Here is a 26,760-nt window from a genome sequence, read left to right as displayed (position 1 = left end):
GCATCCCAAGGGTGTGATGTGCGCTGTTTCAGCGCATTGTCCCGGATCGTATCAGGCTGGATGACAAAGGGCATGAGGCTGCTGTGAGGAGCGCATTCAAGCTGTCATGAGTGAACCGACATCCGAAACAACGCAGGCGGCGGCGTCCGCTGAGTCCACCCCCACGGCGAGCAGCTCGCCGAAAACGGCCGTCCGTCGCCGTCCACAAAAGGCGTACACCGGGCAGACCTTCGTGCCCAAGGGCCCGTTGCCCGAACCGGCGCGCAAGTGGTTTCTCGTGGATGCCACGGGGCTGACCGTCGGGCGGTTGGCATCGCAGATTGCCCCAATCCTGATGGGCAAGCACCATCCCCGGTACACGACCTTCATGGACATGGGCGACGGCGTGATTGTCATCAATGCCGAGAAGGTTGTCTTCCGGGGCAACAAGTGGAACCAGAAACTTTACCGGCGGCACAGCGGCTACCCCGGCGGATTGCGGGAGATGACCGCCAAGGACCTGCTGGCCAGGTTTCCGACCCGTATTTTGCAGCATGCCATTGTCGGGATGCTGCCGAAGACGAAGCTCGGCCGCCAGATGGCCAAAAAGCTCCGCATCTATGCCGGCCCGAACCATCCACACCAGGCACAGCGCCCGGAGCCGCTGGCGCTCGACACCCTGCGCGCCTTGTGAGGTGCGCGGCCCCGGGGCAGCTTCCGGCGTGATCGGAAGGGCGTCCGGGCGCAGAGGGAAAGCGTAACAGTGGGAATGAAGACAACGGTTGTGATTTGAAGTTGATGAGGTAAGTCAAGCGTGGGGATGCTCATTCAATACTATGGGACAGGTCGCCGCAAAACCGCCACGGCGCGGGTGTATCTGCGTCCGGGCGACGGCAACATCACGGTCAACAAACGCACCTTTGAAGGCTACTTTCCGAATGAGACGCTGCGGATGATCATCCGCCAGCCGCTTCAGGTCACGGAGACGCTGGGCAAGTTCGATGTGCTGGTCAGTGTTTCCGGCGGTGGCGTGTCGGGCCAGGCCGGCGCCATCCGGCACGGGATTGCGCGGGCGCTGCTCCATTTCAATGTCGAACTGCGTCGCCGCCTGAAGAAAGCCGGTTTTCTGACGCGCGATCCCCGCATGAAGGAACGCAAGAAGTACGGACAAAAAGGTGCGCGCAAGCGCTTCCAGTTCTCGAAACGGTAAGCTACAGCCAGTCTGTGGCCGGTCAGCGTCGGTCATGGGCGGCTGACACTGGTATTTCATTGCCACGCAGCGGGTGTGTTCCGCCGGCGACCCAGTTGCCGCCGGGGGCGTGCGTGGCAAGTACACAAACCATCCACAACACAAGCCAAGGCTTGTAGAGAAAGGCGGTCGTGAGTGGCAGTTGCAGTCACTATGAAGGAATTGCTCGAAGCCGGAGTTCACTTCGGGCATCAGGTACGGCGGTGGAATCCGAAGATGAAGGAGTACATCTTCGGTGAACGCAATGGCATTTACATCATTGATCTCCAGAAGACCCAGCGGTTGCTGCGTGAGGCGGTCCGGTTCATCGGACAAACGGCGGCTGAGGGCGGGACGGTGCTCTTCGTGGGGACGAAACGCCAGGCCCAGGACGCCATCGCGGAGGAAGCCACCCGGTGTGGCATGCCGTATGTCAACCAGCGGTGGTTGGGTGGACTGCTGACCAACTTCCAGACCATCCAGCGTTCGATGAAGCGCATGCGTGAGCTGGAAGCGATGCGTACGGACGGGCGCTACCAATCCCTGACGAAGAAGGAAATCCTGCGCGTCGAGAAAGAGTTTGCCAAGCTCGAACGGAACTTTTCGGGTATCCGCACGATGAACCGCCTCCCCCAGGCACTCTTCGTCATTGATACCAAGAAAGAGGAAATTGCCATTGCTGAGGCCAACCGCTTAGGAATTCCAGTCGTCGCTCTCGTGGATACAAACTGTTCCCCGCTTGGGGTTGACTATGTCATCCCGGGCAACGACGATGCTTTGCGCTCGGTGCGTCTCATCAGCGCCAAGATTGCCGATGCGGTCATCGAAGGCCGCACGATGGGGATCGAAAAGGGAGACGGCGGCAAGTCCGAGATGAGCGGCGCCGATGCCCCCGCCGGGGCGACGCCCCCCACCACGTCCACCCCGGTTGTGTCTGCGGCGGAAGCCGTACCAGCCTGAGGTCATCCGGTGGGCAACCGATGATCCGGCTGATGGTTGCCACCGATATTTCCGTTGAGGGGAAGCATTCATGGCAGATGTAAGCGCAGCAGCAGTCAAAGCTCTCCGGGAAAAAACCGGAGCCGGCATGATGGAATGCAAGAAAGCCCTGGAAGAAGCCCAGGGCAATGAAGAAAAAGCCATTACCATTCTGCGTGAACGCAACAAGCACATTGCGGGCAAGAAGGAATCACGGGTAGCGGCTGAAGGTTTGGTTGAAGCCTATATTCACACCGGCGGGCGCATCGGCGTTCTGGTTGAAGTCAACTGCGAAACGGATTTCGTGGCCCGCAGCGAGGACTTCCGGGAGTTCGTGCGCGACATCGCCCTGCAAATCTGCGCGCTCAACGCCGAGTATGTTTCAGCCGAGGAAATCCCGGCGGAAGTGCTCGAAAAAGAGCGCGAAATTGCGCGGGCGCAGGTCGCTGCCGATCCCAAGACGGCCAACAAGCCAGCCCATATTATCGAAAACATCATTGAAAGCCGGCTTGGAAAGTTTCGCGCGGAGACCTGCCTTCTCGAACAGCCCTTCGTCAAGGATCAGGGCGTTACCGTTGCGGAGCTGGTCAAGCAGCTCATTGCCAAAACGGGTGAAAACATCCGCATTCGCCGCTTCGTGCGCTTCAAGATGGGTGAAGGTATCGAAAAGAAATCCGATGACTTCGCCAGCGAAGTGGCCGCAATGACGGCCAAACAATGACCCCCAACGCCCCATCCCGGATGGGGCGTTTTTCTTGCGCGCCTGGTATTCCCGCCAGGCAGCTCCCGTCTGCGCCGCCGGATGCCTGCGGCCGGGTACTTCCGCCGACTCCGATGGAGTCGCCTTTCGGAGCCAGTATGAACGCCACGCCAGCCTCATCCTTGCCCTCCCCACTGACACCGGCGCCAGCTTACAAACGGGTTCTGCTCAAACTGAGTGGAGAGTTTCTCGAAGGGCAACGGGGGTTTGGCATTGATCCCGTCACCGTTCAGGAAGTTGCCGAGCAGGTGCGGGATGTTCACCAGCTCGGCGTTGAACTGGCGCTGGTGGTTGGAGGTGGCAACATCGTGCGGGGCGCTGAAGCCAGCGCCGCCGGGATGGACCGCGCTTCGGCGGATTACATGGGGATGCTCGCCACGGTCATCAACAGTCTGGCGCTGCAAAATGCCATCGAACAGCTCGGCGTGGCGACTCGTGTCGTGTCGGCCATCGAAATGCGGCAGGTGGCGGAACCGTTCATCCCACGCCGCGCCGTGCGCCACCTCGAAAAGGGGCGGGTCGTCATTTTTGCCGCCGGCACCGGCAGTCCCTTTTTCACCACAGACAGCACAGCGGCGCTCCGCGCCTGTGAAATCAAGGCTGAAGTCCTCCTGAAAGCCACCAAAGTGGATGGCGTCTATACGGCCGACCCGACGAAGGATGCCTCGGCGCGCCGGTACAGCCATGTGACGTACCAGCAGGTACTGGAACAGAGCCTCAACGTCATGGACGCTTCAGCCATTGCCCTGTGCAAGGACAACCACCTGCCCATCATCGTTTTCGACCTGCTGACCAAGGGCAACATCTACCGCGTCGTCACCGGCGAATCCATCGGGACACTGGTCAGTGCCGCGCCGCCGACGGCGGTTGCCTGTGCATCATAGGCGCTCATCCGGCAGGCGTCCCCAGTTTGTGACGGCAGCCTTGACGGACCGGGCGCTCGCAACCGGCACTATGGAAGCAGGCACGGAAAACAGGCATCCGTAAACAACATTTGGAATGAGGAATCCGCATGACCATTCAGGACATCGTCAAAGAAGCGACAGCGCGCATGGAAACCACCCTCGAAGACGCCCGCCGGCGGTTCAGCGCCATTCGGACCGGACGCGCCTCGGTGAACCTGCTGGATGGCATCCAGGTGGAGTCATACGGCACGGTGATGCCGCTCAACCAGCTTGCCAACATCAGCGCCCCGGAAGCGGCCCTCATCACCGTCCAGCCATGGGACACCTCCCTGCTGGGCGCTATCGAGCGCGCCATTCAGTCATCTGACCTTGGCATCACGCCCTCCAACGACGGCAAGATCATCCGCCTCCCGATTCCACCGCTGACGGAAGAACGCCGGAAACAGTTGGCACGCACCGTCCGTGACACAGCCGAAGAGCACCGCACGGGATTGCGCAACATCCGCCGGGATGCCAACGAAGAGGTCAAAAAACTGCTCAAGGAAAAACTCATCTCGGAAGACGAGCATAAGGTCGCCCTGGAACAAATCCAGAAACAGACTGACGCTTTCACACACAAGCTCAACGACCTGGCCAAAGCCAAGGAAGAAGAACTCATGCGCGTCTGATCTGGACCCACTCCTGTCCGCCAGGCACCGGCAACAGGCACGTCCCGGTGTTGGCTTCTTTTTTATTGAAAATGATTATCATTTTATCTACATTGGAGCACCCCATAAGGACCAGACGCTGCTCCGGCCCTTGGCGTAGCAGCACAACCAATGTTTGAGGAATGGCACAATGAACCACCTTGCCCTATGTATCCGGCCGGCACGCCCCTGGCAGTCGGGCGTCCACTGGTACTTCCTGCTCCAGCTTTCCCTGATCAGTTCAATCATCCTGACTTCCATCGGCTTCACGGCGGCTCAAACGCCCCCGACAACCTCGACAACGACGCAGCCGGCCATTGCCGGGCGCGCCGTGACAGTAGCCGATGCGCCTGTGGCAGGCGCTACCGTGCGGCTGCGGGGGCTGACCGCCGGCACCGTCCAGACGGCTCAAACCGATGCCAACGGCGAATTCCGGTTTGACCAGTTGACGCCCGGTGACTACGAAATCACCGTCACAGGCGAGCAGTACCAGGCAGGTACGAAAATCGTCAAAGTCAGCGGAAGCGAAGTCACTTCCGTCACCGTTTCGCTTGATATTTCGCCGCTGGCGGAAAACATCATCGTCAGCATCAACAGCATCGTCGGGACGAGCGAATCCCTCAACCGTATCCCCGGCACGGTGGATATTCTCGACGAGCGCACCTTGCAGCTCAGCCGGGTCTTCAACGCCAACGAGGCGCTGCGCAAGCTGCCCGGCATCCACGTCCGGGACGAGGAAGGCTTCGGCCTCCGCCCCAACATCGGCATCCGTGGACTCAATCCGACGCGCTCGACGAAGGTACTGCTGCTTGAAGACGGGCTGCCGCTGGCCTTTGCGCCCTATGGCGACAACGCCTCCTACTACCATCCACCCATCGAACGCTTTGAAACCATTGAAGTGGTCAAAGGATCGGGACAGATTCTCTACGGCCCGGTTACGGTTGGCGGCGTCATCAACTACATCACACCTAATCCGCCAGATACGCCGAGTGGGTCGCTCCTGCTCGTGGGCGGCAACCGTGACTACTTCAACGGACTCATCACCTACGGGTGGAAACTCGGAAACACGGGCTTTCTTCTTGATTTCATGCGCAAGCAGGGTGAAGGGGCGCGGGACAACACGCGCAGCGGCGTCTATGACTTCAACTTCAAGTCGGTTTCCACCTTCGGCGCGCGGCAGGTCTTGACGTTCAAGGCCAACTACTACGATGAAGACTCGCGTTTGACCTATTCGGGACTGCGCCTTGACGAATACCAGGCCAATCCACGCCAGAATCCGTTTCGCAACGATGCCACGGATTTCAGACGGTTCGGGGCCGCCGCCGTGCACAGCTTTGTCGTCAACCAGAACATCCTGCTGACGACGAGCATCTACGGCTCGACGTTCGACCGGGCCTGGTGGCGGCAGTCGAGCAACTCGGCCCAGCGCCCCAATCGCATCGGCGTTGGCGGCTGTCGTGGCATGATCGATCTCTTTACGACGTGCGGCAACGAAGGGCGGGTACGTAGCTACTACACCTTCGGCGTCACGCCACAGGTGCGCGCCAGCTTTGGATTCGGGCGGCTGCGCAATGAGCTGGACACCGGCTTTCGCTATCACCGCGAGAACCAGGAGCGGCGGCAAATCAACGGCTCGACGCCAACGGCGCGTACCGGCGTCACGGTCGAAAACAACTTTCGCGGCAACGATGCCTTTTCCGGCTACATCCAGAATCGCTTCATCTTCGGCAACCTGACCGTGACGCCCGGTGTGCGGGTGGAGCGGGTTTCCTTTGTGCGGGCCAACCGTCTGGCCAACAACGGGCTGGGCGCACGGGGTGAAGTCGTCCTGACGCAGGTGGTGCCGGGCATTGGCGCCTCGTACAACATCCAGCAGCGGGCGACCATTTTTGCCGGCATTCACCGGGGATTTGCCCCGCCGCGCACGGAAGACATCATCTCCAACACGGGCGGCGTCGTTGATCTTGACCCGGAGCTGAGCTGGAACACGGAAGTTGGCATCCGCAGCGTTCCGGTGCAGGGTATCCGCCTCGACGCTTCCTACTTCCGCATGGACTTCTCGAACCAGATTGTGCCGGCCAGTCTGGCCGGCGGCGTCGGCTCAACCCTGACCAACGGCGGCAAGACGCTCCATCAGGGACTGGAACTGTTTGGCCGGATTGACAGCGGACTGCTGTTCAAGTCGGCGCACAATGTCTTTGCACGGGTCAATTACACCTTCGTCGGTGATGCCCGTTTCGAGGGCCGCCGCTTCAGCGGTGTTTCGGGCTTTACGAACGTGCTGGTGACGGGAAACCGGATTCCCTACACGCCCCGCCACATGTTCACCGGCGCTTTCGGGTATGCCCATCCCAAAGGCTTTGACGTACAGATGGAAGCCGTCCACGTCGGAGAACAGTTTGGCGATGACCTCAACCTGCGCCCGACCTCGCCGGTGAACCCATCCGTGTTTGCCAACGGGCAGCTTGGCGTGCTTCCGGCCTACACCATCTGGAATGCCACGGCCAACTACCGCGTCGAGCAGTGGCGGACGACCTTCTTCATCACGGCGAAAAACCTGACCGATCGGCTCTACATCGCCGACCGCGTGCGAGGCATCCTGCCCGGGCCACCACGGCTGGTGCAGGCCGGCTTCCGGTTGAACTTCTAGGTTTTTCCGAATCCGGGCAGAACGGCCGGGCAGGTGTCGCCGCCCACGTCCTCACCTGCCCGGCCTTTTTTCCGGGCTGGCGAAGCGTCCGAACATGGTCAGTGCCTTGACACGCTGGCGGCCGTGGTCAACCAGCGGCGCCGGGTAGTCCACGCCGATGACACAGCGAAAAGCCCGCTGCACCTCCACAGGCATCTGGGCTGGCTCGTGAATCCAGCGGTCCGGCACGGCGCGCAGTTCCGGTACATAACGTCGGACGTAACTCCCGGTTGGGTCAAATTTCTTCCCCTGGGCGGTTGGATTGAAAATGCGGAAGTACGGCTGGGCATCGGTGCCCGTCGAAGCCGCCCACTGCCAGCCGCCGTTGTTGGCCGCCAGATCGCCATCCACGAGATGTTTCATAAAGTGCCGCTCGCCCCATCGCCAGTCAATGAGCAGGTCTTTGGTCAGAAAGGACGCCACAATCATGCGCGCCCGATTGTGCATCCAGCCGGTCGTGAGCAGTTGGCGCATGGCGGCATCCACGATTGGAAAACCGGTCTTTCCCTGACACCAGAGGTCAAACCAGGACGCATTGTTTTCCCAGGCCAGGTCATCGTAGGCGCGCCGGAATGCGCCGCTTTCGACATGGGGGAAATGGAACAGAATCTGGCGGTAAAAGTCGCGCCAGATGAGTTCGGCAATCCAGCTTTCCACGCCGGGCGAGCCTTCCGGGACAGCTTCCCGCGCCGCCCAGTAGGCGCGGCGTGGTGACAGACAGCCAAACCGCAGATAGGGCGACAGCCGGGATGTGCCCTCAGCGGAAAGAACATCGCGTTCGGTGGCATAGCGAGCCAGTCCGTTTTGTATGAAGTCGTGCAACCGTGCCTGAGCCGGGGTTTCTCCACCCGGCGGCAAACTGACCGAAGTGGTAAAACCGAGGTCTGTCAGCGATGGCCATGGGTCGCCCGGCACATCGGCCGGCGTCCTGAGCGCCGCCGGCGCCGGGCGGGGACGCGGAACAGCCTGTGCCAGAACAGCTTGTTTGTAAGGCGTAAAAACTGTGTAGGGCGTTCCGGCCTTGGTTCTGACGGCTTCCGGTGCGGTGAGTCCGCCATCGTCGAAGCCTTCGACGGCGCACCGTCCTTCCAGATGCGCCCGCACACGGGCATCCCGCACCAAGGCGAACGGTTCCACATCGCGGTTGAAATAAACGGCGCTGGCGGCCGTTTCCGTGACGAGCTGCGCCAGCACATGCTCCGGCCGGCCACGGCGGAGAAGCAATCGGCTGCCGCGCGCGCGCAGGTTTTCGTCCAGGTTGCGGAGGCTTTCCAGCAAAAACGCCACGCGCACGGCGCCAGTGTCAGGACGGGACAGGATGGCGTCGTCAAAAATGAACACCGGAACAACTTCTTCCGCCGCAGCGTAAGCCGCCAGCAAAGCCGTGTTATCGTCCAGGCGCAGGTCGCGCCGAAACCAACAGAGAATGCGTTTGGTCATGGTGTCGTCGGTGGATGGGGGAACGACACTCTGGCAGAAGCCACTTGTCGCACGCCGTGGCTTGCGAAACAAAACGCACGTCCAAAGGAGCACGTCCGAGCATGCAGGATGCCAATGAACACTCTCCCGGCGCAGAAGCGCACCCGGTTCCGGCAACCGTCTGGCAACGGCTGACGGGCATGTTTTTCACGCCTGGCACCGTGTTTGCGGCGCTGCGCCACCAACCTGACTTCCTGGCCCCGATACTGGTCATGGCGTTGCTGACAGCCGGGTTTTCGGTGTTTTTCACCGTCTGGGTCAAGGTTGATCCCAAAGAAGTTGCCCGCCGGGCCATTGAGCGCCAGCTCGAAAGTCAGGGCAAGCGGTGGAGTGATCTTTCCGATGCTGAACAGCGCCAGTTTGAACAGGGCATTGAATTCAGCGCCGGACTCCAGCGTTTTGCTCCGCTCATCGGGATTGGCGTTAGCGTCCTGGCGACCCTGGCGCTGGCGGGAGTGTACTACCTGGGCATGCTGCTTGCGCGCGGTCAGGCCACGTTCCGGCAGGTGCTCTCCGTCACCGCCTACGCGACCTATGCCACAGAGAGCGTCAAGTACGTGCTTAACATCCTCATCATCCTCCTGCGTCCGCCGGATGCTGAGCAGATTCTCAAGGCGCGGGGCAGTTTCGTCATCAGCAATCCGGCGCCGCTGCTTCCTGAATCCTTGCCGGGCTGGATGCTCGCGGCAGTGAGTTGGGTGGATGTTTTCTCCCTGTGGTTCATTGTGCTGATGGCCATCGGGTTGGCGGCAGTGGCCTACCGGAAGACACCCCAGCAGATGGCCATCATTCCCGGCAGTTTGTGGCTGCTGGGGCTGCTGGGTTCGGTGGTGTTCGCACTGGTGACTGGCGGGAAGTGAATGACTTGCCGGAGCTGGCCGCGCACGTTACGATTTCCTTCCGGCGTGGGACTTTAGCTCAACGGTCAGAGCAGCGGACTCATAATCCGTTGGTTGTAGGTTCGAATCCTACAAGTCCCACCACTTCTTCAGACCGCGCCCTGGTCCGGTCCTGGGTCCGGTTTTGGCGCATCCGACACCCAGCAAACGATGGCATCGGTTTTGGAAAGCGTACCGCTCGGCAGCACGGGCTTGCAGGTCAGCCGGATTGGGCTTGGTTCGAGCTACGGCATTGGCGCACGTGAAGTCGAAGCCGCCTACGAACGCGGCATCAACTACCTCTACTGGGGTTCGATCCAGTGCAGTGTGCTTGAAACCACGATTTACAGACACGTTAGCGTAGTTACACAAGCAACTGAAAAATAACGAGGTGGAGATGAACCAGGTCATTGCTGAGTTATCCACGCTGCAAGGTATCGCTGGTGTGAAAAACATCATTGACGATGCCCTAACGCATGACGGCGTTGCGATCCTGCCGCCACAAGATGTGAAACAGACTCTGGCGCTGGCGTGTTTGTTAGATTACCACTTCGACACAGTGATGCTTGATCCTTGGTACAACAAAGGCTTTGGAGGAGTACAGGATAATTATCTGCTGTTTTTCCTCGATATCATCCGTCAGTCTGGAAACGTATCCAAGCATGTTTATTTTTGGGGTTTCCCGGAGATTGTTGCGCCATTTGTTGAACGAATTCCAAAGCCACTTGAGCTTGTTTGCTGGCTGACTTGGTACTACAAGAACAATCCTTCTGTCATTCGAGGCTGGCGATCCAGTCAGAATGCTTGTTTGCATCTGGCTAAACCTGGTGCGGCAATGTATCCAGAGCGTTTTCTAAATGAGAAACAACGCGCCCTCAAAGAAAAAGGGAAGCTGCGGTACATGCCGGGTCCTACCAGCGTCCTTGAACACTCACCTGCTGATGTAATTGAGCAACCACTACTTGTCGGCTTTGTTGGGCGTGATGAGCAAACTGGACACCCATCGCAAAAGCCACTTAAGGTCTATGACCAGCTTTTGCAAATGACTGTTTCAGAAGGAGGACTGATTCTTGACCCGATGTGTGGCTCGGGAACAACGGGAGTAGTTGCAAAGGAGCGTGGTTTCCGAGCAATCCTGTGCGACGCCTCCGAAGAATACACGAAGCTAGTCGAGAAACGTATTGGTATCGAGCGGCTGGATATTGCAGCAGAAATCACCCGCCTGCTCAAAGTGATAACAACGCATGAAGCTACCAATCCCTGCCCCCAACCTGCAGCGTGATCTTAAAGAATTTGACATCTGGATTACCCCGTCTCTGGGAGAAATACCTGATACTGAAAAGTTCAAGGAGGAGCTCGCCCGTGTTACGCGAACCTTCGAGGAACTCGGGCAAGCAACCAACAATTTTCAGGATGAGCATCGCTGTACACCTGGCGCTATCGCGCAAAGCTTCGCGCAACTCGCTAATGGACGTTCCGACGCTGAACAAGCCGAACTCTTCAAGTGCCTAGCCTCGACGCTTTACTTGGTCACTGGCAAGTCTGACAATAACTCCAAGTGTCAGTTCCCATTGTTCCTGCGTGACGTGGCCAAGTGGAACACTTTCCCATCTTTGAAACGTCGCAAAAGATCCGTTGTGATTGAGCAAAGTCCGCTTCCGCGTACAATCAAGAGTGATGACTTTGTGGAACTGGTCACTGCCATTGAAAATAGTGCTGAGAAATCACGGTTGCTGGAACAGTTTGTGTCGTTCCTGCTGATGGACGAAGATGCCATACGCCAGTTCTGGAGCCTTGGTTTCAGCTACTACGCACTCAAAAGCCTTGGAAAGGGTTACGAGCGCAATCTGCTTTCTCCTATCGTGATCTTCAAGGTGCGCGGTTCAGTCAGTGCATCAGGTGGGCACAAACCAGAGACTATTCTCCGAAGTTATCTCGAAAGTTGGGGTTTGGTTTCTGAAGTAGATTTCAACACGACTGACGTGATCGTGGATAGCGACGGGCAAGGGCCAAACGAAAAAACCCGTGCCTATGATTTTGTCTTACCATACAAGACGCCTGGATGGCACCAAGAGTGGAACAACCGGATTCTGATACAAAGTCAGTTCTATGCAGGCGACTCAGGTAGCGTATCCCATAAGAATATTGACCAGACCAAGAATTCCCGTGATCACATATTGCAGAAATTCAAAGGTATCCGATTCATAGAGTATGTGGACGGTGCTGGTTACTTCTCATCGCTGAATGGTGACCTGCGCAAGATTCTGAAGATGCCTACCACGCACTCTTTCACCCAGATTCGGAGTGCCCCCATTCGTCTGCGCCGGGAGTTGCAGGTCTTAGGCTTTGTGACCCCTCTTGAGATCGAGCATGCCATTGTCCTGTCATCAGGTGATGAGCAAGAGACTGGGGAAGCCCTCGTGAAGCAGGAGTACCGGGAGGCTGAAGTGCATCGGGCTTTAGCGCATGCAATCAGTCACAGTTTCATCCAGAAGCGTGGCACTAAGTTGGACTTGCGCCCTGACCGCCGGGAAGTTGTGCGACAATACCTGCTGCTTGATGTCTTATCGCTTCATGGGCAAGATATGCAATCAGTTACTACGACATCGGGTGACAAGGTCTTGGTTCCCGGGTACGGAGCGTTCTTTGGTCTGGAAAGGGACGACCTATTCACAATAGTGACCCAAAGTGCAGGAAAGCTGCGCGATGACTTTTCTGATCAAAAGACATTTGCTGCGGACATCGAAGCTCTATCTCAGCGCGGTTTCATCATGGTGAGATAAGCGCAAAGATGCTTGCGTCAACGTGTTTGATTGGGGATGAGTGTCCGATCTAACATCCACTTCATCAAGGCGTTGGAGCCAAAGTCAAGGCTCAGGGCCAAGCGGCAAAGCAGCAGGCTTTCGGTGCTGTTGGCACTAAGCTACTGTGGCAACTAGCTTTTTGTTCTTTAGCTCACACTCGCCTGTGCTTGATTTTGCCAAGCATAGTGCATTAGCGACGGACTCATAATCCGTTGGTTGCAGGTTCGAATCCTGCAAGTCCCACCACTTCTTCAGACTGCGCCTTGGTCCGGTCCTGGGTCCGGTTTTGGCGCATCCGACACCCAGCAAACGATGGCATCGGTTTTGGAAAGCGTACCGCTCGGCAGCACGGGCTTGCAGGTCAGCCGGATTGGGCTTGGTTCGAGCTACGGTATTGGCGGCCGTGAGGTCGAAGCCGCCTACGAACGCGGCATCAACTACCTCTACTGGGGTTCGATCCAGCGCCCTGACTTTGGCAAGGCCATCCGCCGTCTGGCAGCGCGCGACCGGGAACGGCTCGTCATCGTCGTGCAGACGTACACCCGCGTCGGTTTTCTGATGAAGCCTGCGCTCGAATCCGCCCTGCGGGAACTTGACACCGACTACGCCGACGTTCTGCTGCTGGGCTGGTGGAATGACATGCCGCCGCGCCGCATCCGCGACGCCGCCCTGCGGCTCAAAGAGTCCGGCCGGGTACGTTCGATTATGATCTCCTGCCACGAGCGGCAGATGTTCAAAGCCTTCATCGGTGAGCCGGTGTTCGATGCCATCATGGTGCGGTACAACGCCGCGCATCCCGGCGCTGAAACCGAAGTCTTTCCCTACCTCAGCCAGCGCCGGGTAGGTGTGGTGGCTTACACAGCCACGCGCTGGGGCTCGCTGCTCGATGCGCGCCTGACACCAAAGGGCGAACCGACGCCGACTGCGGCTGACTGTTACCGTTTTGTACTAACCAACCCAAATGTCGATGTCTGCCTGGCCGGGCCGAAAGACGCCCAGGAACTCGAAGCCGCCTTTACCGCCCTTGACCGCGGCCCGATGTCAGAAGCCGAACTCCAGTGGATGAAGCGGATTGGAGCAGCCGTCCGGGAGCATCACCGGCAACCCTGGCTGGCACGCCTCGTCTCCGACCTGACTTCATAGCCCAACCGCACCGGCACTAGGGCGCAGGCACAGAGGCCACGGCTTTTATTTCGATGAGCAAATCCGGATGCGGCAGCTCGCGTACGGCCACGGTCGTTCTGGTCGGGCCGGTTTCAGCCGTAAAGTAGCGGTCATACACGGCGTTGAACGCCGCGTAGTCGGCCATGTCCACCAGAAACACGGTCACATCCACCACCTGCGCCAGGTCAACTCCGGCCGCCTGCAGGACAAGCCGCAGGTTTTCAATGACAGCTTCGGTTTGCCGGGCAATGTCACGTATGATGCGCCCGTCGGGTGTGCGGGTCATGCCGGCAATCGAGTCGTCCGGCTGCCGCGACGACAGCCCGGAGACAAAAATGAAATTCCCGACCCGCCGCGCATGGGGATAGTTCGCCCGCGGACGGGCCAGTCCGTGAAGCAGAATGTTATGGCTTTCCATAAGGTTTTCCCAAACGGTGTCACACTGACAGAACGCAGGGAGAAGCACGCCCGATGATTCCGATTCACGATGACGTGCCATCGAGCCGCTTCCCATTTGTCACCCTTGGCATCATTGTGGCGAATGCCGGGGCGTTTGCCTTTGAGCTGCTGCTGACCGAACGGCAACTTCAGCGGTTCTTTTACCAGTTTGCCGTCCAGCCCTACGAATACTTTCTCTACTTCAGCCCCTACAATCAGGGCCGCATCGAGCTTTCTGATCTCATCATTCCCCTGTTTACCTCGATGTTTTTGCACGGGGGCTGGTTTCACTTTCTGGGGAATATGCTGTACCTGTGGATTTTCGGCGACAACGTCGAAGACCGCATGGGGCACATCAAGTACCTGGTGTTTTACCTGCTGTGTGGTCTTACGGCCTCCGGGGCGCACATTGTCTCCGATCCAACCAGCCACATTCCAAGCCTCGGCGCGAGCGGCGCCATTGCCGGCGTACTGGGTGCTTACATCTGCCTCTACCCACATGCGCGTGTGTTGGTTCTGGTGCCGATTTTCATCCTGCTCTACACCTTTGAAGTCCCGGCCTGGGTGTTTCTCGGTATCTGGATTCTGCAAAACCTGGCTTCCGGCATTGCCACGCTGAGCGTTGAAACGGCGCAGAGCGGCGGCACAGCCTGGTGGGCGCATATCGGCGGCTTTGTGACCGGTTTGACACTGGTCTGGCTGTTTGCCCGCCGGATTCCGCCGCGTCAAATCCCGTACTACGAAGCCTATATTCCCTGGGACGACTGACCCTGTGCCGACTGAAAGACAACACGGCGTCCTTCCAGTGTCCAGGGTTCGTACAGCAATCGCTCAATAGCCGCCGGGTAGGTTTTGTGCTCGGCGGCCAGGATGCGCGTGGCCAGGGTTTCCGGCGTATCGTCATCGAGGACCGGCACGGCCGACTGCATGACGATGGGGCCGTGGTCGAGTTCCTCGTCCACGAGGTGGACCGTACAGCCGGAGACTTTCACACCATAGTCAAGCGCCTGACGTTGGGCGTCCAGACCGGGAAAAGCCGGAAGCAACGACGGGTGAATGTTGACAACGCGGTGTAGGAAAGCCTGGATAAACGACGGAGCTAACAACCGCATAAAGCCGGCCAGACAGATGAACCGGGGGTTATAGGGACGGATGACCTCAAGCAAAGCGGCTGAGTGCTCAGCGCGCGACAACCCGACGTGCGAGACCACATGCGTTGGGATTCCCTGCTCCGTGGCAAAATTCAGCCCTGGGGCATCTGCGCGGTTGCTGATGACCGCCGCCAACGAGGCCCGGAGACGCCCCTGCCGGATGGCTTCGGCCAAGGCCCGCAAATTCGACCCACGCCCGGAAATCAGGACGACAAGACCTGGACGTTCGCTCATGGCCGGAAAAAGTCCCTGAAAAGTCGGATGGTCGGTTGTGCACCCGGCGCAGCAACAATGCTCACCACGTCGAAGCGGTATGGCGCGTCAAACGGGCCAATGAGGGTGCGGTAACGTCGGGCAGCACGCGCCAGCCGGGCTTGCTTGCGGGGCGTGATGGCGCTTTCCGGCGTGGTGAAGTCGGTTGTTGTCCGGGTCTTGACCTCGACAAACACCAGCGTTGGCCCATCGAAGGCCACGATGTCCAGTTCGCCATAGACGCGCGCACCGGTCCGGGTCCGTCCAACCGGCACCCGTACGTTGTAAGCCACCACCTGCATACCGCACCGGGTCAGAAAGCGCGCGGCCAGGCGTTCACCCTGTTGACCGAGGCTTTGACGGTTCGTTTCGGAAGGTGTTGCTTCAGAAAAGCCGAGCAGTTTCAGGAGCCTCATGAGCGTTGCGGATGGCTTTCCTTCGCAGGGGATGCCGCGCGGCGAAAGGGAGACACCAGCATCCGAAGGACGATGTAGGTCCAACGGGTCAGGGCAGCCTTCCATGGGGAACGGCGGGTCAGTTGCTCAAGACGTTGCAGCCGCCGTTCGAGCAGGGCCCGCTCCTCATGGGTGTAGTAGGCGCCGCCGGCAGAGGCAAGGCGTTCGGTCAGGGTTTCCTGGAGCTGTTTCACCAGTTGCGCCAATTTCGGCGGCGGATAGGAAGCGAGCACCATTTCCTGGTCACGCAGACGTACCGGCGGGGTGTCGAGTCCCAGAAAGTCTTCGAGCAGGTAGGTGTCCGGCGGCTGCCAGTCCGGTACGGAGATCACACACTGGAGCGTCCAGACCAGATGCAGAAACCAGCGGCGGATGAGCCACGCCGGCCAGCTCAGACGGGCCAGTTCCTGGATGTCCTGCCACCGCTGCGTGTAGGTGCGGCGCTCGGGTGGCTCGGTGCTTTCCGGCAAGGCAGCGTACCATTCACCGAAGGTCCGGGCCAGCGCCCGGAGTTCCGCCCGGGAACGCACCATCAGCAGCGCCACCGAAATCTGCTTGAGACGCTGAATGGTCGTCTCCAAGGCTTTCCACTCGGTCAGCACCCGCTCGTCCGTCAGGTCTGGATTTTCCAGATCGGCCAGCGCCACCAGAGACGAGGCCAGACGGATGGGTTCCCGGCGGTCGAGATCGCGAATCAGGGCGGGCAGCCGGGAGCGGTACTCGGCGCGTTCGGTCTCGCCCAGCACGAGCAGGTCATCGAGTCGCCGCTGGATGCGCCGCAGGCAGGTTCGCGCGGCCACCATTTCTTCGTAGGTGTAGGCCTGGCTTCCGAGTTCGAGCGCCATTTCGATGGACTGGGTGAGCACCGCCACATCGTGGGTCTGGGGCGTGACGTGCTGCGCCAGACGCTCAAAAGTGTAGGTCGCCATGGGCAAGTCGCTTCGCGCCAGAAAGGCCCGTTTGCCGAGATCATCCACCGACACCCGTGCGGCATGCCGGGCCGAGGTTTCGCCCGAAAAGATTTGCTCCTCCAGATCAGCGTGCTCCTGGGCGCGGGTGAGAATGCTGATGTGAAAGGCCCGCCAGAACCGCAAAAATGCTTCTTTCAGAATGTCCTGGGGCTGGCGCATGGTGGGCAGGCTGGACAGTCCGGCTTCCCGGTTGGTGTAGAGCATCAGGGGAAAACTGACCTTGGTAAAGGAAAGCTCCTGTTCGATGTGCCAGGCGGCCAGCCCGTCCAGGTGATACTGTTCGACATCGTTGGGCGTCCGTCCGGTGAGAAGCCGGACGTAGGTGCGGCTCCATTCGAGCACCAGGCTCCGCCAGTGGAGGTAGTGCTCATAGTTGTTTTCCCGCGCCCGGGCATAGTCACAGTCAAACGCCCGCCGCAGGTGGTTGAGACAGTTGAGCAGGTCACCGGTCATCAGGTTTTCGGAGTGAAGCCGGAGTTCTGCCGTGCCATCCGCAGCCGGGAACAGGGAGCGCCGGTGCTTGATGGCGCTGATGAGCAGTTCGGCCAGGGTATTGCGCTGATTGAAGACATCCATGCCGTCGGCCAGCGGCAGCCCGTTGCGCCGGGCAAAGTGGGCTGTGCCTTCCGTCAGCCGCTCGACGGCATAGATGTCGCCGGTCGGGGTGGCAAACTTTCGTATCGCGTCGTGGCAGTAAAAAGTCAGCTCACAGAAGTCCCCAACCCGCTTGAGCAGAAAAAGCTTGCTGCGCAATGTCATGGACGATCCCAGAAACTCCCGCTCGAAGCTGTGGAGAAAGCGGTGGAGGACTTCTGGAAACAGATTGAAGAAAATTTCCCGGAGCAACGGCAGGTAAGCCTGTCGAACGGCGTCCACGAACCGGGAGCCGTCCTCGGCGAGGGCGTTGGCCGTCACCGTCAGAAAGTTTTCGACGAAGTGAATCTGACCTTCGAGGGACCCGGACAGGTGATGCTGAATGTACTCACCCAGGATGTAGGCCACGGGATGATCGGGTCCCTGATTGCGTACCTGGATGGTAGGGATACCACGGCGTTTGGCCAGGGCTTCAAGGGTGTATTCCACGGCGGCGGAAAACAGCGTGTCATCCGTGATTTTCTGCCACTTGCGGGCGCTGATGAGCATGGCCAGCAAGCCAATTTCACCCTCCCGATCCAGCAGGTTTTGCTCCTCGATCAGGCGCTTGAGGTAGGCGGCATCCGAAGGTGAGTACACGGCGGTGCCGTTTTTGTCCTTGAGAACCGTCGTCTGCAGGCTGACTTCGGCGCGGTCGGCCGCCATCTGTGGAATGAGCGGATGCCGGAGCAGGGACTGAAGCACCTGCACCGCGCATCGTTCGATGACCTCGTGGGTCAGCTCCTGGTTTTGTCCCCGTGGCAGCGTCGCACGAAGGATGGTTTCCAGGTTGAGGTCCACGGCCAGTTCAACCGGCCGCATGGCAGGCGGAAAGTTGGGAATGAACTCACGGCAATAGGGGAGCAGGATGTCGGCCGCGCGAACCTCAAACTCGGCGATGCGAATTTCGCCGGTGCGGAACTGCTCCCGATGCCAATCAGCGATGACGACGGCAATCTGATCCTTGATTTCCGCAATCCGCACCTGCTGGCGCAGCGCCGTCCGCAACTCGCTCAGATTCAGGACCTGCGTGGCGCGTCCGGCTTCCCCCCGCAGTGGAGCCGTTTCGCGAGCCGCCGCCGCATCCCCCGAAACCAGCGTCGGCAGGCCAAGCCGGCTCAGACGCTCATTGAGTTCACGCTCGATTTCATCGAGGGTTGGCGGCGTGGACGGCAACTCCCCTGACGGCGCTTGCCGAGACGCAACCGCCGGCGGAACCGTGGTTGGAGAAGTCCGCTCCATAGAGAAACCCAACCTGCAGGTGACGAAGGTGCAGGGAAAGGCATGCCGGCAGGGAGAGTCATACGACCACACCCGCCGGGTCGCCTGCAACCCACGCTGGCAGAGTTACCCGGCTGCCCCCGGATTACCCGTGTCGCTTGATCAACCGCGTAATATCCATGGCCATCGTAATCTGGTCGGCCACTTCATAGGCTTCAAACGAGTACATCAGAAGTGGCGAAGCCAGAATTTCCCGCACGGCGGTTTCACCCAGCCGGTCTTCGAGCTTGGCATGAACAGCATGCCCCCCCTCGAAGAAGATGGCCCCCGAAAGGGGAGCCTTGTCGCCCAAGTCACTTTTGATCAGGACGTTCAACTTGCCGCTCAGTTTGTGCCGTACCACCAGATCGATACACTGGGCGAGGGTGACTTGCTGGAGTGGGTCCGGCGTTGCCCGTCCAGCGACCATCGCCTGGTGCCGGGCCAGGACGCTGTTGACGCGAATAAGGAGTTCTTCCAGCGCAAAGGGCTTGCCCAGATAATCATCCGCGCCGAGGCCAATACCTTCCAGACGCTCGTCGGTGTCCCGCTTGGCGCTCAGGAAAATAAAGGGAATGTTCTTCGTTGCCTGATTGAGACGCACGAGCTGGCACACTTCGTGGCCGGTCATTCCGGGCATCATCACATCACACACGATGAGGTCAAAGGGCCCCTGCTGCTGCAACAAGCGCATGGCAGGAAGCCCCCCATCGGCTTCAACCGTGGTGTGTCCACCGTGCTTGAGTGCCATCACGGTTGCCAAACGCACGTCCGGCTCATCGTCAATTACAAGAATGTGTGCCATAGCCAGTGCCTTCTTGAGGTGTCAACGAATGGGACTAAAATGCGGGTTCCTGATACTCACCAAAGACCGGTCGCAGACAGTCGCAGATTTCACCCAGGGTGGCATAGGTGCGCACCGCTTCAATGATGAGCGGCATGGTGTTGGCATTGGTGCGGGCCCCTTCGGCTAACGCCTGCAGAGCACGTTTGACCGCGGCGTTGTCACGTTGCGCCCGGAGCGCTGCCAGCCGTTCGCGCTGGGCCTGCTCGGCGCGCTCATCAATCAACAGCAGCGGCACTTCCTGGGTCTCCGACTGGGTAAAGCCATTGACCCCGACAATGATTTTTTCACGGCTGTCCACAACTTTCTGGTACTGGTACGACGCTTCCTGAATTTCCTTCTGGGGAAAACCGGCCTCAATGGCCGCCACCATACCGCCCATGGCGTCAATCCGGCGGATGTAATCGAGGGCTTCAGCTTCCAGGTCGTTGGTCAGCTTTTCGACGAAGTAGCTCCCTCCGAGGGGGTCAATGGTATTGGTGACACCGGTTTCATGCGCAATGATCTGCTGCGTACGGAGGGCAATGGTCGCCGCCTGCTCCGAGGGAAGCGCCAGGGTTTCATCGAGCGAGTTGGTGTGCAGCGACTGCGTGCCGCCCAGAACGGCCGCCAGGGCCTGAATGGCCACCCGCACGACGTTGTTGTACGGCTGCTGGGCCGTCAGCGTGCAGCCGGCCGTCTGCGCGTGGAAGCGGAGCATCCAGGAACGTTCCTGCTGCGCCCCGAAACGTTCACGCATGATGCGCGCCCAGAGCCGCCGCGCTGCGCGGTACTTGGCGATTTCCTCAAAGAAATCGTTGTGGGCGTTGAAGAAAAACGAAAGCCGGGGGGCAAAGTCATCCACGTTGAGACCAGCTTCGATGCAAGCCTGGACGTACTCAATGCCGTCCCGCAGGGTAAAGGCCAGTTCCTGCGCGGCCGTCGCGCCGGCTTCCCGAATGTGATAGCCCGAAATGGACACGGGATTGAACTTCGGCATGCGCTCGACGCAGAAGGCAATGCTGTCCGTTACCAGCCGCATCGCCGGGCGGGGCGGATAAATCCATTCTTTCTGGGCAATGTATTCCTTGAGGATGTCGTTTTGGAGCGTCCCGGAGACCTGACGCAAATCTGCCCCCTGCTTCTCGGCCGTGACGATGAACATGGCAAAGATGACCGAGGCGGGCGCATTGATGGTCATCGAGGTCGTCACCTTTTCGAGTGGAATCCCGGCAAACAGGGTTTCCATATCGGCCAGGCTGGACACCGAGACCCCACACTTGCCGACTTCGCCCAGCGAAAAGGGGCTGTCGGCGTCGTACCCCATCAACGTCGGCAGGTCGAACGCCACTGACAATCCGGTTTGCCCCTGCTCCAGCAGATACCGGAACCGTTGATTCGTATCCTCCGGCGAGCCAAATCCGGCAAACTGGCGCATCGTCCACAACTTGCCCCGGTAGCCGGTGGCGTGAATCCCCCGCGTGTAGGGGAACTCTCCGGGAAAACCAAGATCGCGGACGTAGTCAAAATCCGGGAGGTCATTGGGCGTATAAAGCCGCTGAATCGGACGCAGTGAAACCGTCGTGAAGTCCGAACAGCTTTCCGGCATCCTGGCCAGCGTTCTGGCCAGCGTCGTGGACTCCCAACGCTCCTGCGCAGCTTGCAGGGTGTCCGGCTCAGTGTGGACAGCGGATATTGTTGTTGAAGCGGCGCTCATTACCCCACCCCCTCTTGCCTTTCACGGGCTTTCTGGTCACGGGCTTCCTGGTTGCCCCAGTGTCTTGCAGGGCGAAAACCACCATGTGTGCACCATGCCTGAAAACTATATCCGAGTGCTGGATAGGCGGCAACGTGCCGCCCAAATCTCCGGTGCCCCGGTCTCAGGCCCTAGTCCGGGATAGGCCGCCCCATGCTCTGGTAGATGAGTTCGATCTCTTTTTTCTTTTCCAGCGCCTCTTTGTTGTCGGCATCCAGAGCAAGCACCTGCCGGTACATCCGCAGCGCCGCCGGATAATAGATGCGCGGCCCGGCTTGTCCAAGGTCCCGCAGGGCATTTCCATATTCGACCTTGGCGGCCACGAGCTGGCGCTTGAGGGCGGCATTCTGCGGAGCCGCCTCGTAATCCTTCTGGCACTTGCGAACCTTTTCAACCAGGACCATGGTCTCCGGCTTGAGTAACTTGATGAAGTTTTCATCCGTCACCGGATCGCCATACCTGGGCGCCGCATTGGGCGCTGAAGCCGGTGTCTCCCCGGCCGGTGGTGGCGTCGCCGGGGCGCCGGACCCATAACCACCTGCCGCCGGCGCCGGAGCGTTCGATGACACCGGGCGCGGCGCATCACCACAGGCGGCGGTCAGCAGTCCGGCCGCAAACACCAGCGCTGGCGCAAACTTCACGGTTTTCATACCTTTTCCCCCTACTTGTCGGTCATTCCAGCGCACGCTATCACAGGCTGGCGACAGCGACTACCTGCCCTGACTACCTGGCCCCCTCATGTCCCGGCGCTGTTTTCGCCAGCGGATGACGGCTGACGGACCACGATCACAGCCGACACCGCCTCCGGGGTTTCCAGGGTGACGACGGAGGAAAAACCTTCTGCGGCCAGGGCCGGACGCGCCTGGCGCAACGCCGCGTGCTGTTGTGCCACGACTTCCGGCGGCACCTGGCGGTGCGGACGCGCCGCGTTGCCGGCCAGGCAGATTTCAAGCGGCAGGTCAAAGACGATCAACACCACTTCGACGCCCTGGGCCGTGGCAAATTCCCGCAGCCGCATCCGTGCGAACGGATACGCATGGGTGGCGTCCACAACGGTCAGCTTCCCCCGCGCCAGCCGCCGCGCCGCAATGAGGTACAGCGCCTCGAAAGCATCTTCCGTCGCCGATTGATCCCGTTCGTCGTCTGCCACCAGCGACCTGAACACATCCGAGGAAAGCACCTCGGTTGGCGCAAACCATCGCCGGGCAAAGGTCGTCTTTCCCGAACCCGATGCGCCGGCCAGCGCGATAAGTGTCTGTGGCGGGATGTGAATGCGCATACGGTACAAACCGTGTGGGGCCAATGCCCCCGCCGGCTGCCCGGGGAAACCTGCCGTTCATTCGCCGGGCAGCGATGTGGGCTGGCCGAAGATGTAGGTTTCGATGACCTGTGCCACGCCGTCTTCGGTGTTGGGCGCGGTCAGCTCGAATCCCATGGCCTTGAGTTCCGGTTCGGCATTGCCCATGAGAATCCCCCGCCCGGCATAGTGCAGCATGTCGAGGTCGTTGTAGTTGTCTCCAACGGCGAGAATTTCCTCCCGTGCGACCCCAAGCTGTGAAGCGACATAGGCAATGCCGGTGGCTTTTGAGCAGGACGGATGCATCAGATCGAGAATCGTCATGTCGTTGTGCGGATAGGTCGTCACCAGCAGCCGGGCTTCCGTCGCCATGTCGCGTTCCAGCACCTGGGCGAGGGACTGCATGGCGGCACAGGGGCCGCAAAACATCACCTGGGTGACGGGTTCTTTCACAAACACCTGCAGGTCATCCACCTGATGGACATACTGGCGGTTGATTTCCAGGTAGTGGCGCAACGCAGCGTTCCGCTCCGAAACACCATCGGTCAGGATGCGCCCGTCGCCTTCCGGGTCATCCAGGGCAATGGTGTCAGCACCAAAGGCTTTGCCGATCGCCACGAGTTCGCGCGCGACGGTCACATCAAGCGGCTGGTAGTGGTGAACGGCTGCCGTCTCGATGTCTTTGACGAGCGCGCCATTGTGTGTCACGAGTGGCGTGGTGAGACCGGCATCGCGGGCGATGGGGCGGGCCGAGTGAAAGCGGCGCCCGGTCGCAATGACCACATCCACAGCGTATTCCTGAATGGCGCGCTCCATGGCCCGGCGCGTCCGCAGAGTCAGCTTGCTGTCCGGGCCAAGCAGGGTGCCGTCCAGGTCCACGGCCAGCAGACGGTAACGGGTCATGGTAACGTCCTCCCGACGGCAATCGGCTGCAACAACCCGGTGAGGCGGGTCAGGTCGTCAACGAGTATATCGGCTGCGGTGAGTTCGGACGAGGCGCGAAAACCGTACGTGACCCCGCAGGTGAGCGTCCCGGCGGCCCGTCCGGCACGGATGTCGTTCGGGCTGTCACCGATCATGACCGCTTCCGCCGGATTGACGCCCCCACAGGCGGCGAGTCCGGCCTGAACCGGCGCCGGGTGTGGCTTGCGTTCCGGCAGCGTATCGCCGCCGATGACCGCCACGAAGTGCGTCCGCAGCCCCAGTCCCTGCAGAATCGTTTCCGAAAAGCCGGCCGGTTTGTTCGTGACCACGGCTTTGGGCAACTCCGCAAAGTATTCGAGGACCGCTTCCACGTGCGGATAGGCACGTGTCGTCGCCAGCAGATGCCGGGCGTAGTGTGTTTTGAAGCGTTCCAGGGCCTCGCTGACGAAGGCATCGGAAAGCGCCGGCCCGGCGCCGGCAGCGGTCAGCCCGCGCTCGATGAGCCGGCGCGCTCCATCGCCAACCAGGCGCGTCGTCACCTCCACCCCAAGCGGCGGCAGTCCCAGGTCGCACAGCGTGAGATCGAGCGCCGTGGCCAGGTCACGGCGGGAATCCACCAGGGTGCCATCGAGATCGAAAAGCAGGGCGCGCACCCGGTAGCGGTGTGCTGGCTGGGCTTGTGACGGTTCAACCAAGGGGCTTCCCGGTTTCGCGCAGGAGTTTGAAGGCGGCCCGAATCGGTACGGCCAGATTGTTGCCGGGAACCTGCCCACCGCCTTCATCCACCGTGACCTGGGCATTGATGCCAATGACCTTGCCCGCACTGTTGAAGATGGGGCTGCCGGAGCCACCTTCCTGCGTGGCGGCATCGTGCACGATGCGTCCCGCAACCAGCCGGGTCACGTGTCCCTGGGTGACGAGAGGGACGAGTTCACCGCGCTGTGCCAGCAGGATGGCCTTTTCAGACACCTTGAAGCGCCGCTCGAGGTCGCGCTTGAGCTGCCCATCCGTGAGTTGCGCGACCAGCACCTCGACCCCATTGGGAAACCCCATCAGCAGGATGGCCTGGCCGGTGATGTCCGGCAGGGGCTTCGTTTCATCTTCCTCAAAGCCCTCGATGGGCAGAATGGGTATCCTGGCGTCACCCGGATTGAAGGTACACAGGGCGACATCGCTTTCCTGTGAAAAGCCAACGGGTTTGAGGACAAAGGGCGTCTTGTGTTCGGGAAAGTAGGCTTGAATTTCCTTGATGTAAGGTTTTCCACCAAGTTGGGTGATGAGTTTGTCAGTAGGATCAGTCCACCACGGCTGGGCAATGTGCCGGTTGGTGAGAATGACGCCTTCCGCGACGACAAACCCCGTGCCGCTGAACTCCTCGAAAAATTCGTTGCCGGTGCCTTCAAAGCTCACGTTGAGTTTGCCATCGGCAGAAAGTGCCCGGCTGTCATCGAAGCTGTGGTCAATGTAGCGCAGGGGACGCTGCTGGGCATCCTGGTAGGTATAGGTTCCGACGATGAGGCAGACCCCGCCCCGGTAGCTGGCTGCGATCTTGGGTGCAAAGTTGATGGCTTCCTCGTAGTCCTTCAGGCGGTTTTTGAGCTTCTCGTTCTCCTCCATCAGCACGTCAATCTGGATACCTGAATCGCGGTTTTTGCTCCGCAGGTCTTCTGTCAGCTTGGCGTAGTTCCACAGAAAGACGAAGACGATCACCGTTGCTGACATCACCGACAGCGGAATCAACACGGTCAGCAACAGCGCCACGGCCCGTACCCAGGCCGGCATCTCAGCGTAGAGGGCAAAAACCAGTTCCTTGAGAAAGCGCGTCGCCGTTCGCGGATGGAGCTGCCCGCCTGCGTCAACTTCAGGAAACTGGAGAACGCCCACCGACGGCGCGTCCGGCTGCGGCCTGGCCACGACTTTGAGCAGGACTTTCTCCGGCTCACATCCGGCGGCAACCTGGCGTGGCTCAACGGCAACGACATCCCCATCGGTCAGGGCAATGGGCGTTCCATCCACCGGGGTGTGCAGTTCGTCATTGATGCGGAACGAATAATGGTCAGCGTCATGCACGAACAGTTCCAGCCGCTGTGCCTGGCGCCGGATGGCAGCCACAGCCCCGGCGGTCTCCGCACCCGGAACATCCAGGACGACATCACATCCATCCCCGACGCCAATGGTGACGGCTTCCTTGTCCAGGACAAAAGAACGCCCGTTCCCCGCCCCAGTCAGGGAAACCACCAGCAGATTCGACGCCGTGTTACCAATTTTCATGGCTGTGCGACGGACAGGGGCCGCCAGGGAACCAGAAGTCAGGAAGCCTCAAACGGTGGGGTGGATGTTTTCATCAACCCGAGACAGTTGCGCTAACTCGCCCAGGCTGGCAGCCGCATTGGCTGCCAGTTCGACAAGTCCCCATGTTACTTTTGACCGACCTGGACGACAAGGTTTTCCGCAACGGTATTTGGTCGAGATCGCAGCCGCATGGAGCGTACAAGGCGGGTGTCAGACGTAACCGGCATCATCTTTCTGGTTGGTTTCATGGGTTCGGGGAAGACGACCGTCGGGCAGCACCTGGCCGCCCGCCTCGGTGGACGTTTCATTGATCTGGACGAGCGGATTGCCCGGGCAGCCGGCCGCTCCATCCCGGAACTGTTCCAGACGGAGGGAGAAACCGGTTTTCGCCAGCGGGAGCACGCGGCACTCATCCAGGTGTGCGCCGAACTGCGTCAGGATGACCTGCCCTGGAATATCGTTGCCCTTGGGGGCGGGACGTTCACGCGGCCTGAAAACCGGAACCACATTCGCCAGACCGGATGCAGTGTCTGGCTCGACGTTCCGTTTGACATCCTGGCCACGCGCGTGGTGCCGGATGGCCGCCGCCCTCTGTGGACCTCTGTGGATGAAGCCCGGTTGCGTTATGAACAGCGCCGGGCGGACTATGCCCAGGCCGACATCCGCGTACCGGTTGGGACCGCGCCACCGGAACAGGTCACGGAGGACGTCCTCCGGGCTCTGTCTGCCTTCCAGAGGGCAGGTTCTTCAAAGAGCTTGACAACGCAGCCCGGAAACAGCTACGAATAGCGACTGCCTTGGTTGGTCTTCTGATGCAACCAGGCAACGACCTGTCGCGGGGTGGAGCAGTCCGGTAGCTCGTTGGGCTCATAACCCAAAGGTCACGGGTTCAAATCCCGTCCCCGCATCCATTTCAAGCCCTGCCGTTGTGCAGGGCTTTCGTGTTTCTCCCTCTGTT

26 protein-coding genes and 2 tRNA genes are annotated in these 26,760 nt (G+C 60.1%); 16 read left to right on the top strand and 12 right to left on the bottom strand.

Features of this window, described 5'->3' with window-relative positions; all coding sequences use genetic code 11:
• Positions 1-106 precede the first annotated feature (106 nt).
• The 7 genes from rplM (at position 107) to J8C05_RS01800 (ending at position 7,186) form a co-directional block, all read left to right on the top strand.
• Positions 107-673 carry a 50S ribosomal protein L13 gene (gene rplM, locus J8C05_RS01830; protein WP_246840717.1) on the top strand — a complete coding sequence of 189 codons (567 nt, stop codon included), beginning with the start codon at positions 107-109 and terminating at the stop codon, positions 671-673.
• A gap of 120 nt (positions 674-793) precedes the next feature.
• The gene (gene rpsI / locus J8C05_RS01825) at positions 794-1,189 is read left to right on the top strand and encodes a 30S ribosomal protein S9 (RefSeq protein WP_459543831.1); all 396 of its coding nucleotides are present in this window, start codon (positions 794-796) and stop codon (positions 1,187-1,189) included.
• 192 nt (positions 1,190-1,381) lie between these two features.
• Positions 1,382-2,167 (top strand): 30S ribosomal protein S2, encoded by a 786-nt coding sequence (gene rpsB, locus J8C05_RS01820; RefSeq protein ID WP_211422526.1) that lies wholly within the window; start codon positions 1,382-1,384, stop codon positions 2,165-2,167.
• A gap of 70 nt (positions 2,168-2,237) precedes the next feature.
• Positions 2,238-2,906 carry a translation elongation factor Ts gene (tsf, locus tag J8C05_RS01815; protein ID WP_211422525.1) on the top strand — a complete coding sequence of 223 codons (669 nt, stop codon included), beginning with the start codon at positions 2,238-2,240 and terminating at the stop codon, positions 2,904-2,906.
• Positions 2,907-3,043: 137 nt separating this feature from the next.
• The gene (pyrH, locus tag J8C05_RS01810; protein ID WP_058868134.1) at positions 3,044-3,829 is read left to right on the top strand and encodes a UMP kinase; all 786 of its coding nucleotides are present in this window, start codon (positions 3,044-3,046) and stop codon (positions 3,827-3,829) included.
• Between the two features lie 128 nt (positions 3,830-3,957).
• Complete coding sequence (frr, locus tag J8C05_RS01805; RefSeq protein WP_211422524.1) at positions 3,958-4,518, top strand: ribosome recycling factor; 561 nt, start codon at positions 3,958-3,960, stop codon at positions 4,516-4,518.
• A gap of 169 nt (positions 4,519-4,687) precedes the next feature.
• Positions 4,688-7,186 carry a TonB-dependent receptor domain-containing protein gene (locus tag J8C05_RS01800; RefSeq protein WP_211422523.1) on the top strand — a complete coding sequence of 833 codons (2,499 nt, stop codon included), beginning with the start codon at positions 4,688-4,690 and terminating at the stop codon, positions 7,184-7,186.
• A 51-nt stretch (positions 7,187-7,237) separates the two neighbouring features.
• Here J8C05_RS01800 and J8C05_RS01795 read toward each other — a convergent pair whose 3' ends face one another.
• A complete protein-coding gene (locus tag J8C05_RS01795) occupies positions 7,238-8,665 on the bottom strand; it encodes a cryptochrome/photolyase family protein (RefSeq protein ID WP_211422522.1) in 1,428 nt (475 codons plus the stop codon).
• A gap of 101 nt (positions 8,666-8,766) precedes the next feature.
• On the opposite strand from J8C05_RS01795, the gene J8C05_RS01790 reads away from it, so the two are divergent.
• The 6 genes from J8C05_RS01790 to J8C05_RS01765 all read left to right on the top strand — a co-directional run bounded on the left by J8C05_RS01790 (position 8,767) and on the right by J8C05_RS01765 (position 13,529).
• Entirely contained in the window at positions 8,767-9,564 is a 798-nt protein-coding gene (locus tag J8C05_RS01790; RefSeq protein ID WP_211422521.1) for a YIP1 family protein, read from the top strand.
• 47 nt (positions 9,565-9,611) lie between these two features.
• Positions 9,612-9,687: transfer RNA gene (locus tag J8C05_RS01785), tRNA-Ile, on the top strand.
• A 66-nt stretch (positions 9,688-9,753) separates the two neighbouring features.
• On the top strand, positions 9,754-9,969 hold the full coding sequence (locus J8C05_RS01780) for a hypothetical protein (RefSeq protein ID WP_211422520.1): 216 nt from the start codon (positions 9,754-9,756) through the stop codon (positions 9,967-9,969).
• Between the two features lie 10 nt (positions 9,970-9,979).
• Entirely contained in the window at positions 9,980-10,864 is an 885-nt protein-coding gene (locus J8C05_RS01775) for a site-specific DNA-methyltransferase (protein ID WP_211422519.1), read from the top strand.
• Entirely contained in the window at positions 10,827-12,365 is a 1,539-nt protein-coding gene (locus tag J8C05_RS01770) for a hypothetical protein (protein ID WP_211422518.1), read from the top strand. The genes J8C05_RS01775 and J8C05_RS01770 overlap by 38 nt, the downstream gene beginning before the upstream one ends.
• A gap of 333 nt (positions 12,366-12,698) precedes the next feature.
• Positions 12,699-13,529, top strand: coding sequence for an aldo/keto reductase (locus tag J8C05_RS01765; RefSeq protein ID WP_211422517.1), 831 nt, complete (start codon positions 12,699-12,701; stop codon positions 13,527-13,529).
• A 16-nt stretch (positions 13,530-13,545) separates the two neighbouring features.
• Here J8C05_RS01765 and J8C05_RS01760 read toward each other — a convergent pair whose 3' ends face one another.
• Positions 13,546-13,968: a RidA family protein gene (locus J8C05_RS01760; RefSeq protein WP_211422516.1), complete on the bottom strand. Its 423-nt coding sequence runs from the start codon at positions 13,966-13,968 to the stop codon at positions 13,546-13,548.
• Positions 13,969-14,021: 53 nt separating this feature from the next.
• On the opposite strand from J8C05_RS01760, the gene J8C05_RS01755 reads away from it, so the two are divergent.
• Positions 14,022-14,756: a rhomboid family intramembrane serine protease gene (locus tag J8C05_RS01755; protein ID WP_211422515.1), complete on the top strand. Its 735-nt coding sequence runs from the start codon at positions 14,022-14,024 to the stop codon at positions 14,754-14,756.
• On the opposite strand, the gene purN is transcribed toward J8C05_RS01755, so the two are convergent.
• The 10 genes from purN to J8C05_RS01705 form a co-directional block, all read right to left on the bottom strand.
• A complete protein-coding gene (purN, locus tag J8C05_RS01750; RefSeq protein ID WP_211422514.1) occupies positions 14,735-15,373 on the bottom strand; it encodes a phosphoribosylglycinamide formyltransferase in 639 nt (212 codons plus the stop codon). The two genes, J8C05_RS01755 and purN, sit on opposite strands and share 22 nt — an antisense overlap.
• Positions 15,370-15,807, bottom strand: coding sequence for a YraN family protein (locus J8C05_RS01745; RefSeq protein WP_211422513.1), 438 nt, complete (start codon positions 15,805-15,807; stop codon positions 15,370-15,372). Before J8C05_RS01745 ends, purN begins: the two co-directional genes overlap by 4 nt.
• Positions 15,804-18,692: a hypothetical protein gene (locus J8C05_RS01740; RefSeq protein ID WP_211422512.1), complete on the bottom strand. Its 2,889-nt coding sequence runs from the start codon at positions 18,690-18,692 to the stop codon at positions 15,804-15,806. Before J8C05_RS01740 ends, J8C05_RS01745 begins: the two co-directional genes overlap by 4 nt.
• Positions 18,693-18,816: 124 nt before the next feature.
• Complete coding sequence (locus J8C05_RS01735; protein ID WP_211422511.1) at positions 18,817-19,515, bottom strand: response regulator transcription factor; 699 nt, start codon at positions 19,513-19,515, stop codon at positions 18,817-18,819.
• Between the two features lie 34 nt (positions 19,516-19,549).
• Positions 19,550-21,250 carry an acyl-CoA mutase large subunit family protein gene (locus tag J8C05_RS01730; RefSeq protein ID WP_211422510.1) on the bottom strand — a complete coding sequence of 567 codons (1,701 nt, stop codon included), beginning with the start codon at positions 21,248-21,250 and terminating at the stop codon, positions 19,550-19,552.
• Between the two features lie 170 nt (positions 21,251-21,420).
• Positions 21,421-21,939, bottom strand: a complete 519-nt coding sequence (locus J8C05_RS01725; protein WP_211422509.1) for a hypothetical protein — start codon at positions 21,937-21,939, stop codon at positions 21,421-21,423.
• Positions 21,940-22,025: 86 nt separating this feature from the next.
• Positions 22,026-22,568, bottom strand: coding sequence for an AAA family ATPase (locus J8C05_RS01720; protein WP_211422508.1), 543 nt, complete (start codon positions 22,566-22,568; stop codon positions 22,026-22,028).
• Positions 22,569-22,625: 57 nt separating this feature from the next.
• Positions 22,626-23,489 carry a Cof-type HAD-IIB family hydrolase gene (locus J8C05_RS01715; protein ID WP_211422507.1) on the bottom strand — a complete coding sequence of 288 codons (864 nt, stop codon included), beginning with the start codon at positions 23,487-23,489 and terminating at the stop codon, positions 22,626-22,628.
• Entirely contained in the window at positions 23,486-24,205 is a 720-nt protein-coding gene (locus J8C05_RS01710) for an HAD-IA family hydrolase (protein ID WP_211422506.1), read from the bottom strand. The genes J8C05_RS01715 and J8C05_RS01710 overlap by 4 nt, the downstream gene beginning before the upstream one ends.
• Positions 24,198-25,781, bottom strand: coding sequence for a trypsin-like peptidase domain-containing protein (locus tag J8C05_RS01705; RefSeq protein WP_211422505.1), 1,584 nt, complete (start codon positions 25,779-25,781; stop codon positions 24,198-24,200). The genes J8C05_RS01710 and J8C05_RS01705 overlap by 8 nt, the downstream gene beginning before the upstream one ends.
• A gap of 210 nt (positions 25,782-25,991) precedes the next feature.
• Here J8C05_RS01705 and J8C05_RS01700 point away from each other — a divergent pair, with 210 nt between their 5' ends.
• Both J8C05_RS01700 and J8C05_RS01695 read left to right on the top strand, forming a co-directional pair.
• Complete coding sequence (locus tag J8C05_RS01700) at positions 25,992-26,591, top strand: shikimate kinase (protein WP_211422504.1); 600 nt, start codon at positions 25,992-25,994, stop codon at positions 26,589-26,591.
• Between the two features lie 45 nt (positions 26,592-26,636).
• Positions 26,637-26,713: transfer RNA gene (locus J8C05_RS01695), tRNA-Met, on the top strand.
• Positions 26,714-26,760: the final 47 nt, after the last annotated feature.

Origin of the sequence: Chloracidobacterium sp. N, assembly GCF_018304765.1 — a bacterium.
GTDB lineage: Bacteria > Acidobacteriota > Blastocatellia > Chloracidobacteriales > Chloracidobacteriaceae > Chloracidobacterium > Chloracidobacterium aggregatum.
This window is presented reverse-complemented; position numbering and strand designations above follow the sequence as displayed.

Coding starts and splice junctions, on each gene's coding strand:
- J8C05_RS01730 (WP_211422510.1), bottom strand. CDS start 21,250: ATGAGCGCCGCTTCAACAACAATATCCGCTGTCCACACTGAGCCGGAC.
- J8C05_RS01700 (WP_211422504.1), top strand. CDS start 25,992: ATGGAGCGTACAAGGCGGGTGTCAGACGTAACCGGCATCATCTTTCTG.
- purN (WP_211422514.1), bottom strand. CDS start 15,373: ATGAGCGAACGTCCAGGTCTTGTCGTCCTGATTTCCGGGCGTGGGTCG.
- J8C05_RS01740 (WP_211422512.1), bottom strand. CDS start 18,692: ATGGAGCGGACTTCTCCAACCACGGTTCCGCCGGCGGTTGCGTCTCGG.
- pyrH (WP_058868134.1), top strand. CDS start 3,044: ATGAACGCCACGCCAGCCTCATCCTTGCCCTCCCCACTGACACCGGCG.
- J8C05_RS01725 (WP_211422509.1), bottom strand. CDS start 21,939: ATGAAAACCGTGAAGTTTGCGCCAGCGCTGGTGTTTGCGGCCGGACTG.
- tsf (WP_211422525.1), top strand. CDS start 2,238: ATGGCAGATGTAAGCGCAGCAGCAGTCAAAGCTCTCCGGGAAAAAACC.
- J8C05_RS01770 (WP_211422518.1), top strand. CDS start 10,827: ATGAAGCTACCAATCCCTGCCCCCAACCTGCAGCGTGATCTTAAAGAA.
- J8C05_RS01720 (WP_211422508.1), bottom strand. CDS start 22,568: ATGCGCATTCACATCCCGCCACAGACACTTATCGCGCTGGCCGGCGCA.
- J8C05_RS01795 (WP_211422522.1), bottom strand. CDS start 8,665: ATGACCAAACGCATTCTCTGTTGGTTTCGGCGCGACCTGCGCCTGGAC.
- J8C05_RS01735 (WP_211422511.1), bottom strand. CDS start 19,515: ATGGCACACATTCTTGTAATTGACGATGAGCCGGACGTGCGTTTGGCA.
- J8C05_RS01765 (WP_211422517.1), top strand. CDS start 12,699: ATGGCATCGGTTTTGGAAAGCGTACCGCTCGGCAGCACGGGCTTGCAG.
- J8C05_RS01745 (WP_211422513.1), bottom strand. CDS start 15,807: ATGAGGCTCCTGAAACTGCTCGGCTTTTCTGAAGCAACACCTTCCGAA.
- J8C05_RS01780 (WP_211422520.1), top strand. CDS start 9,754: ATGGCATCGGTTTTGGAAAGCGTACCGCTCGGCAGCACGGGCTTGCAG.
- rplM (WP_246840717.1), top strand. CDS start 107: ATGAGTGAACCGACATCCGAAACAACGCAGGCGGCGGCGTCCGCTGAG.
- J8C05_RS01760 (WP_211422516.1), bottom strand. CDS start 13,968: ATGGAAAGCCATAACATTCTGCTTCACGGACTGGCCCGTCCGCGGGCG.
- J8C05_RS01755 (WP_211422515.1), top strand. CDS start 14,022: ATGATTCCGATTCACGATGACGTGCCATCGAGCCGCTTCCCATTTGTC.
- J8C05_RS01705 (WP_211422505.1), bottom strand. CDS start 25,781: ATGAAAATTGGTAACACGGCGTCGAATCTGCTGGTGGTTTCCCTGACT.
- J8C05_RS01775 (WP_211422519.1), top strand. CDS start 9,980: ATGAACCAGGTCATTGCTGAGTTATCCACGCTGCAAGGTATCGCTGGT.
- J8C05_RS01800 (WP_211422523.1), top strand. CDS start 4,688: ATGAACCACCTTGCCCTATGTATCCGGCCGGCACGCCCCTGGCAGTCG.
- frr (WP_211422524.1), top strand. CDS start 3,958: ATGACCATTCAGGACATCGTCAAAGAAGCGACAGCGCGCATGGAAACC.
- rpsB (WP_211422526.1), top strand. CDS start 1,382: ATGAAGGAATTGCTCGAAGCCGGAGTTCACTTCGGGCATCAGGTACGG.
- J8C05_RS01715 (WP_211422507.1), bottom strand. CDS start 23,489: ATGACCCGTTACCGTCTGCTGGCCGTGGACCTGGACGGCACCCTGCTT.
- J8C05_RS01790 (WP_211422521.1), top strand. CDS start 8,767: ATGCAGGATGCCAATGAACACTCTCCCGGCGCAGAAGCGCACCCGGTT.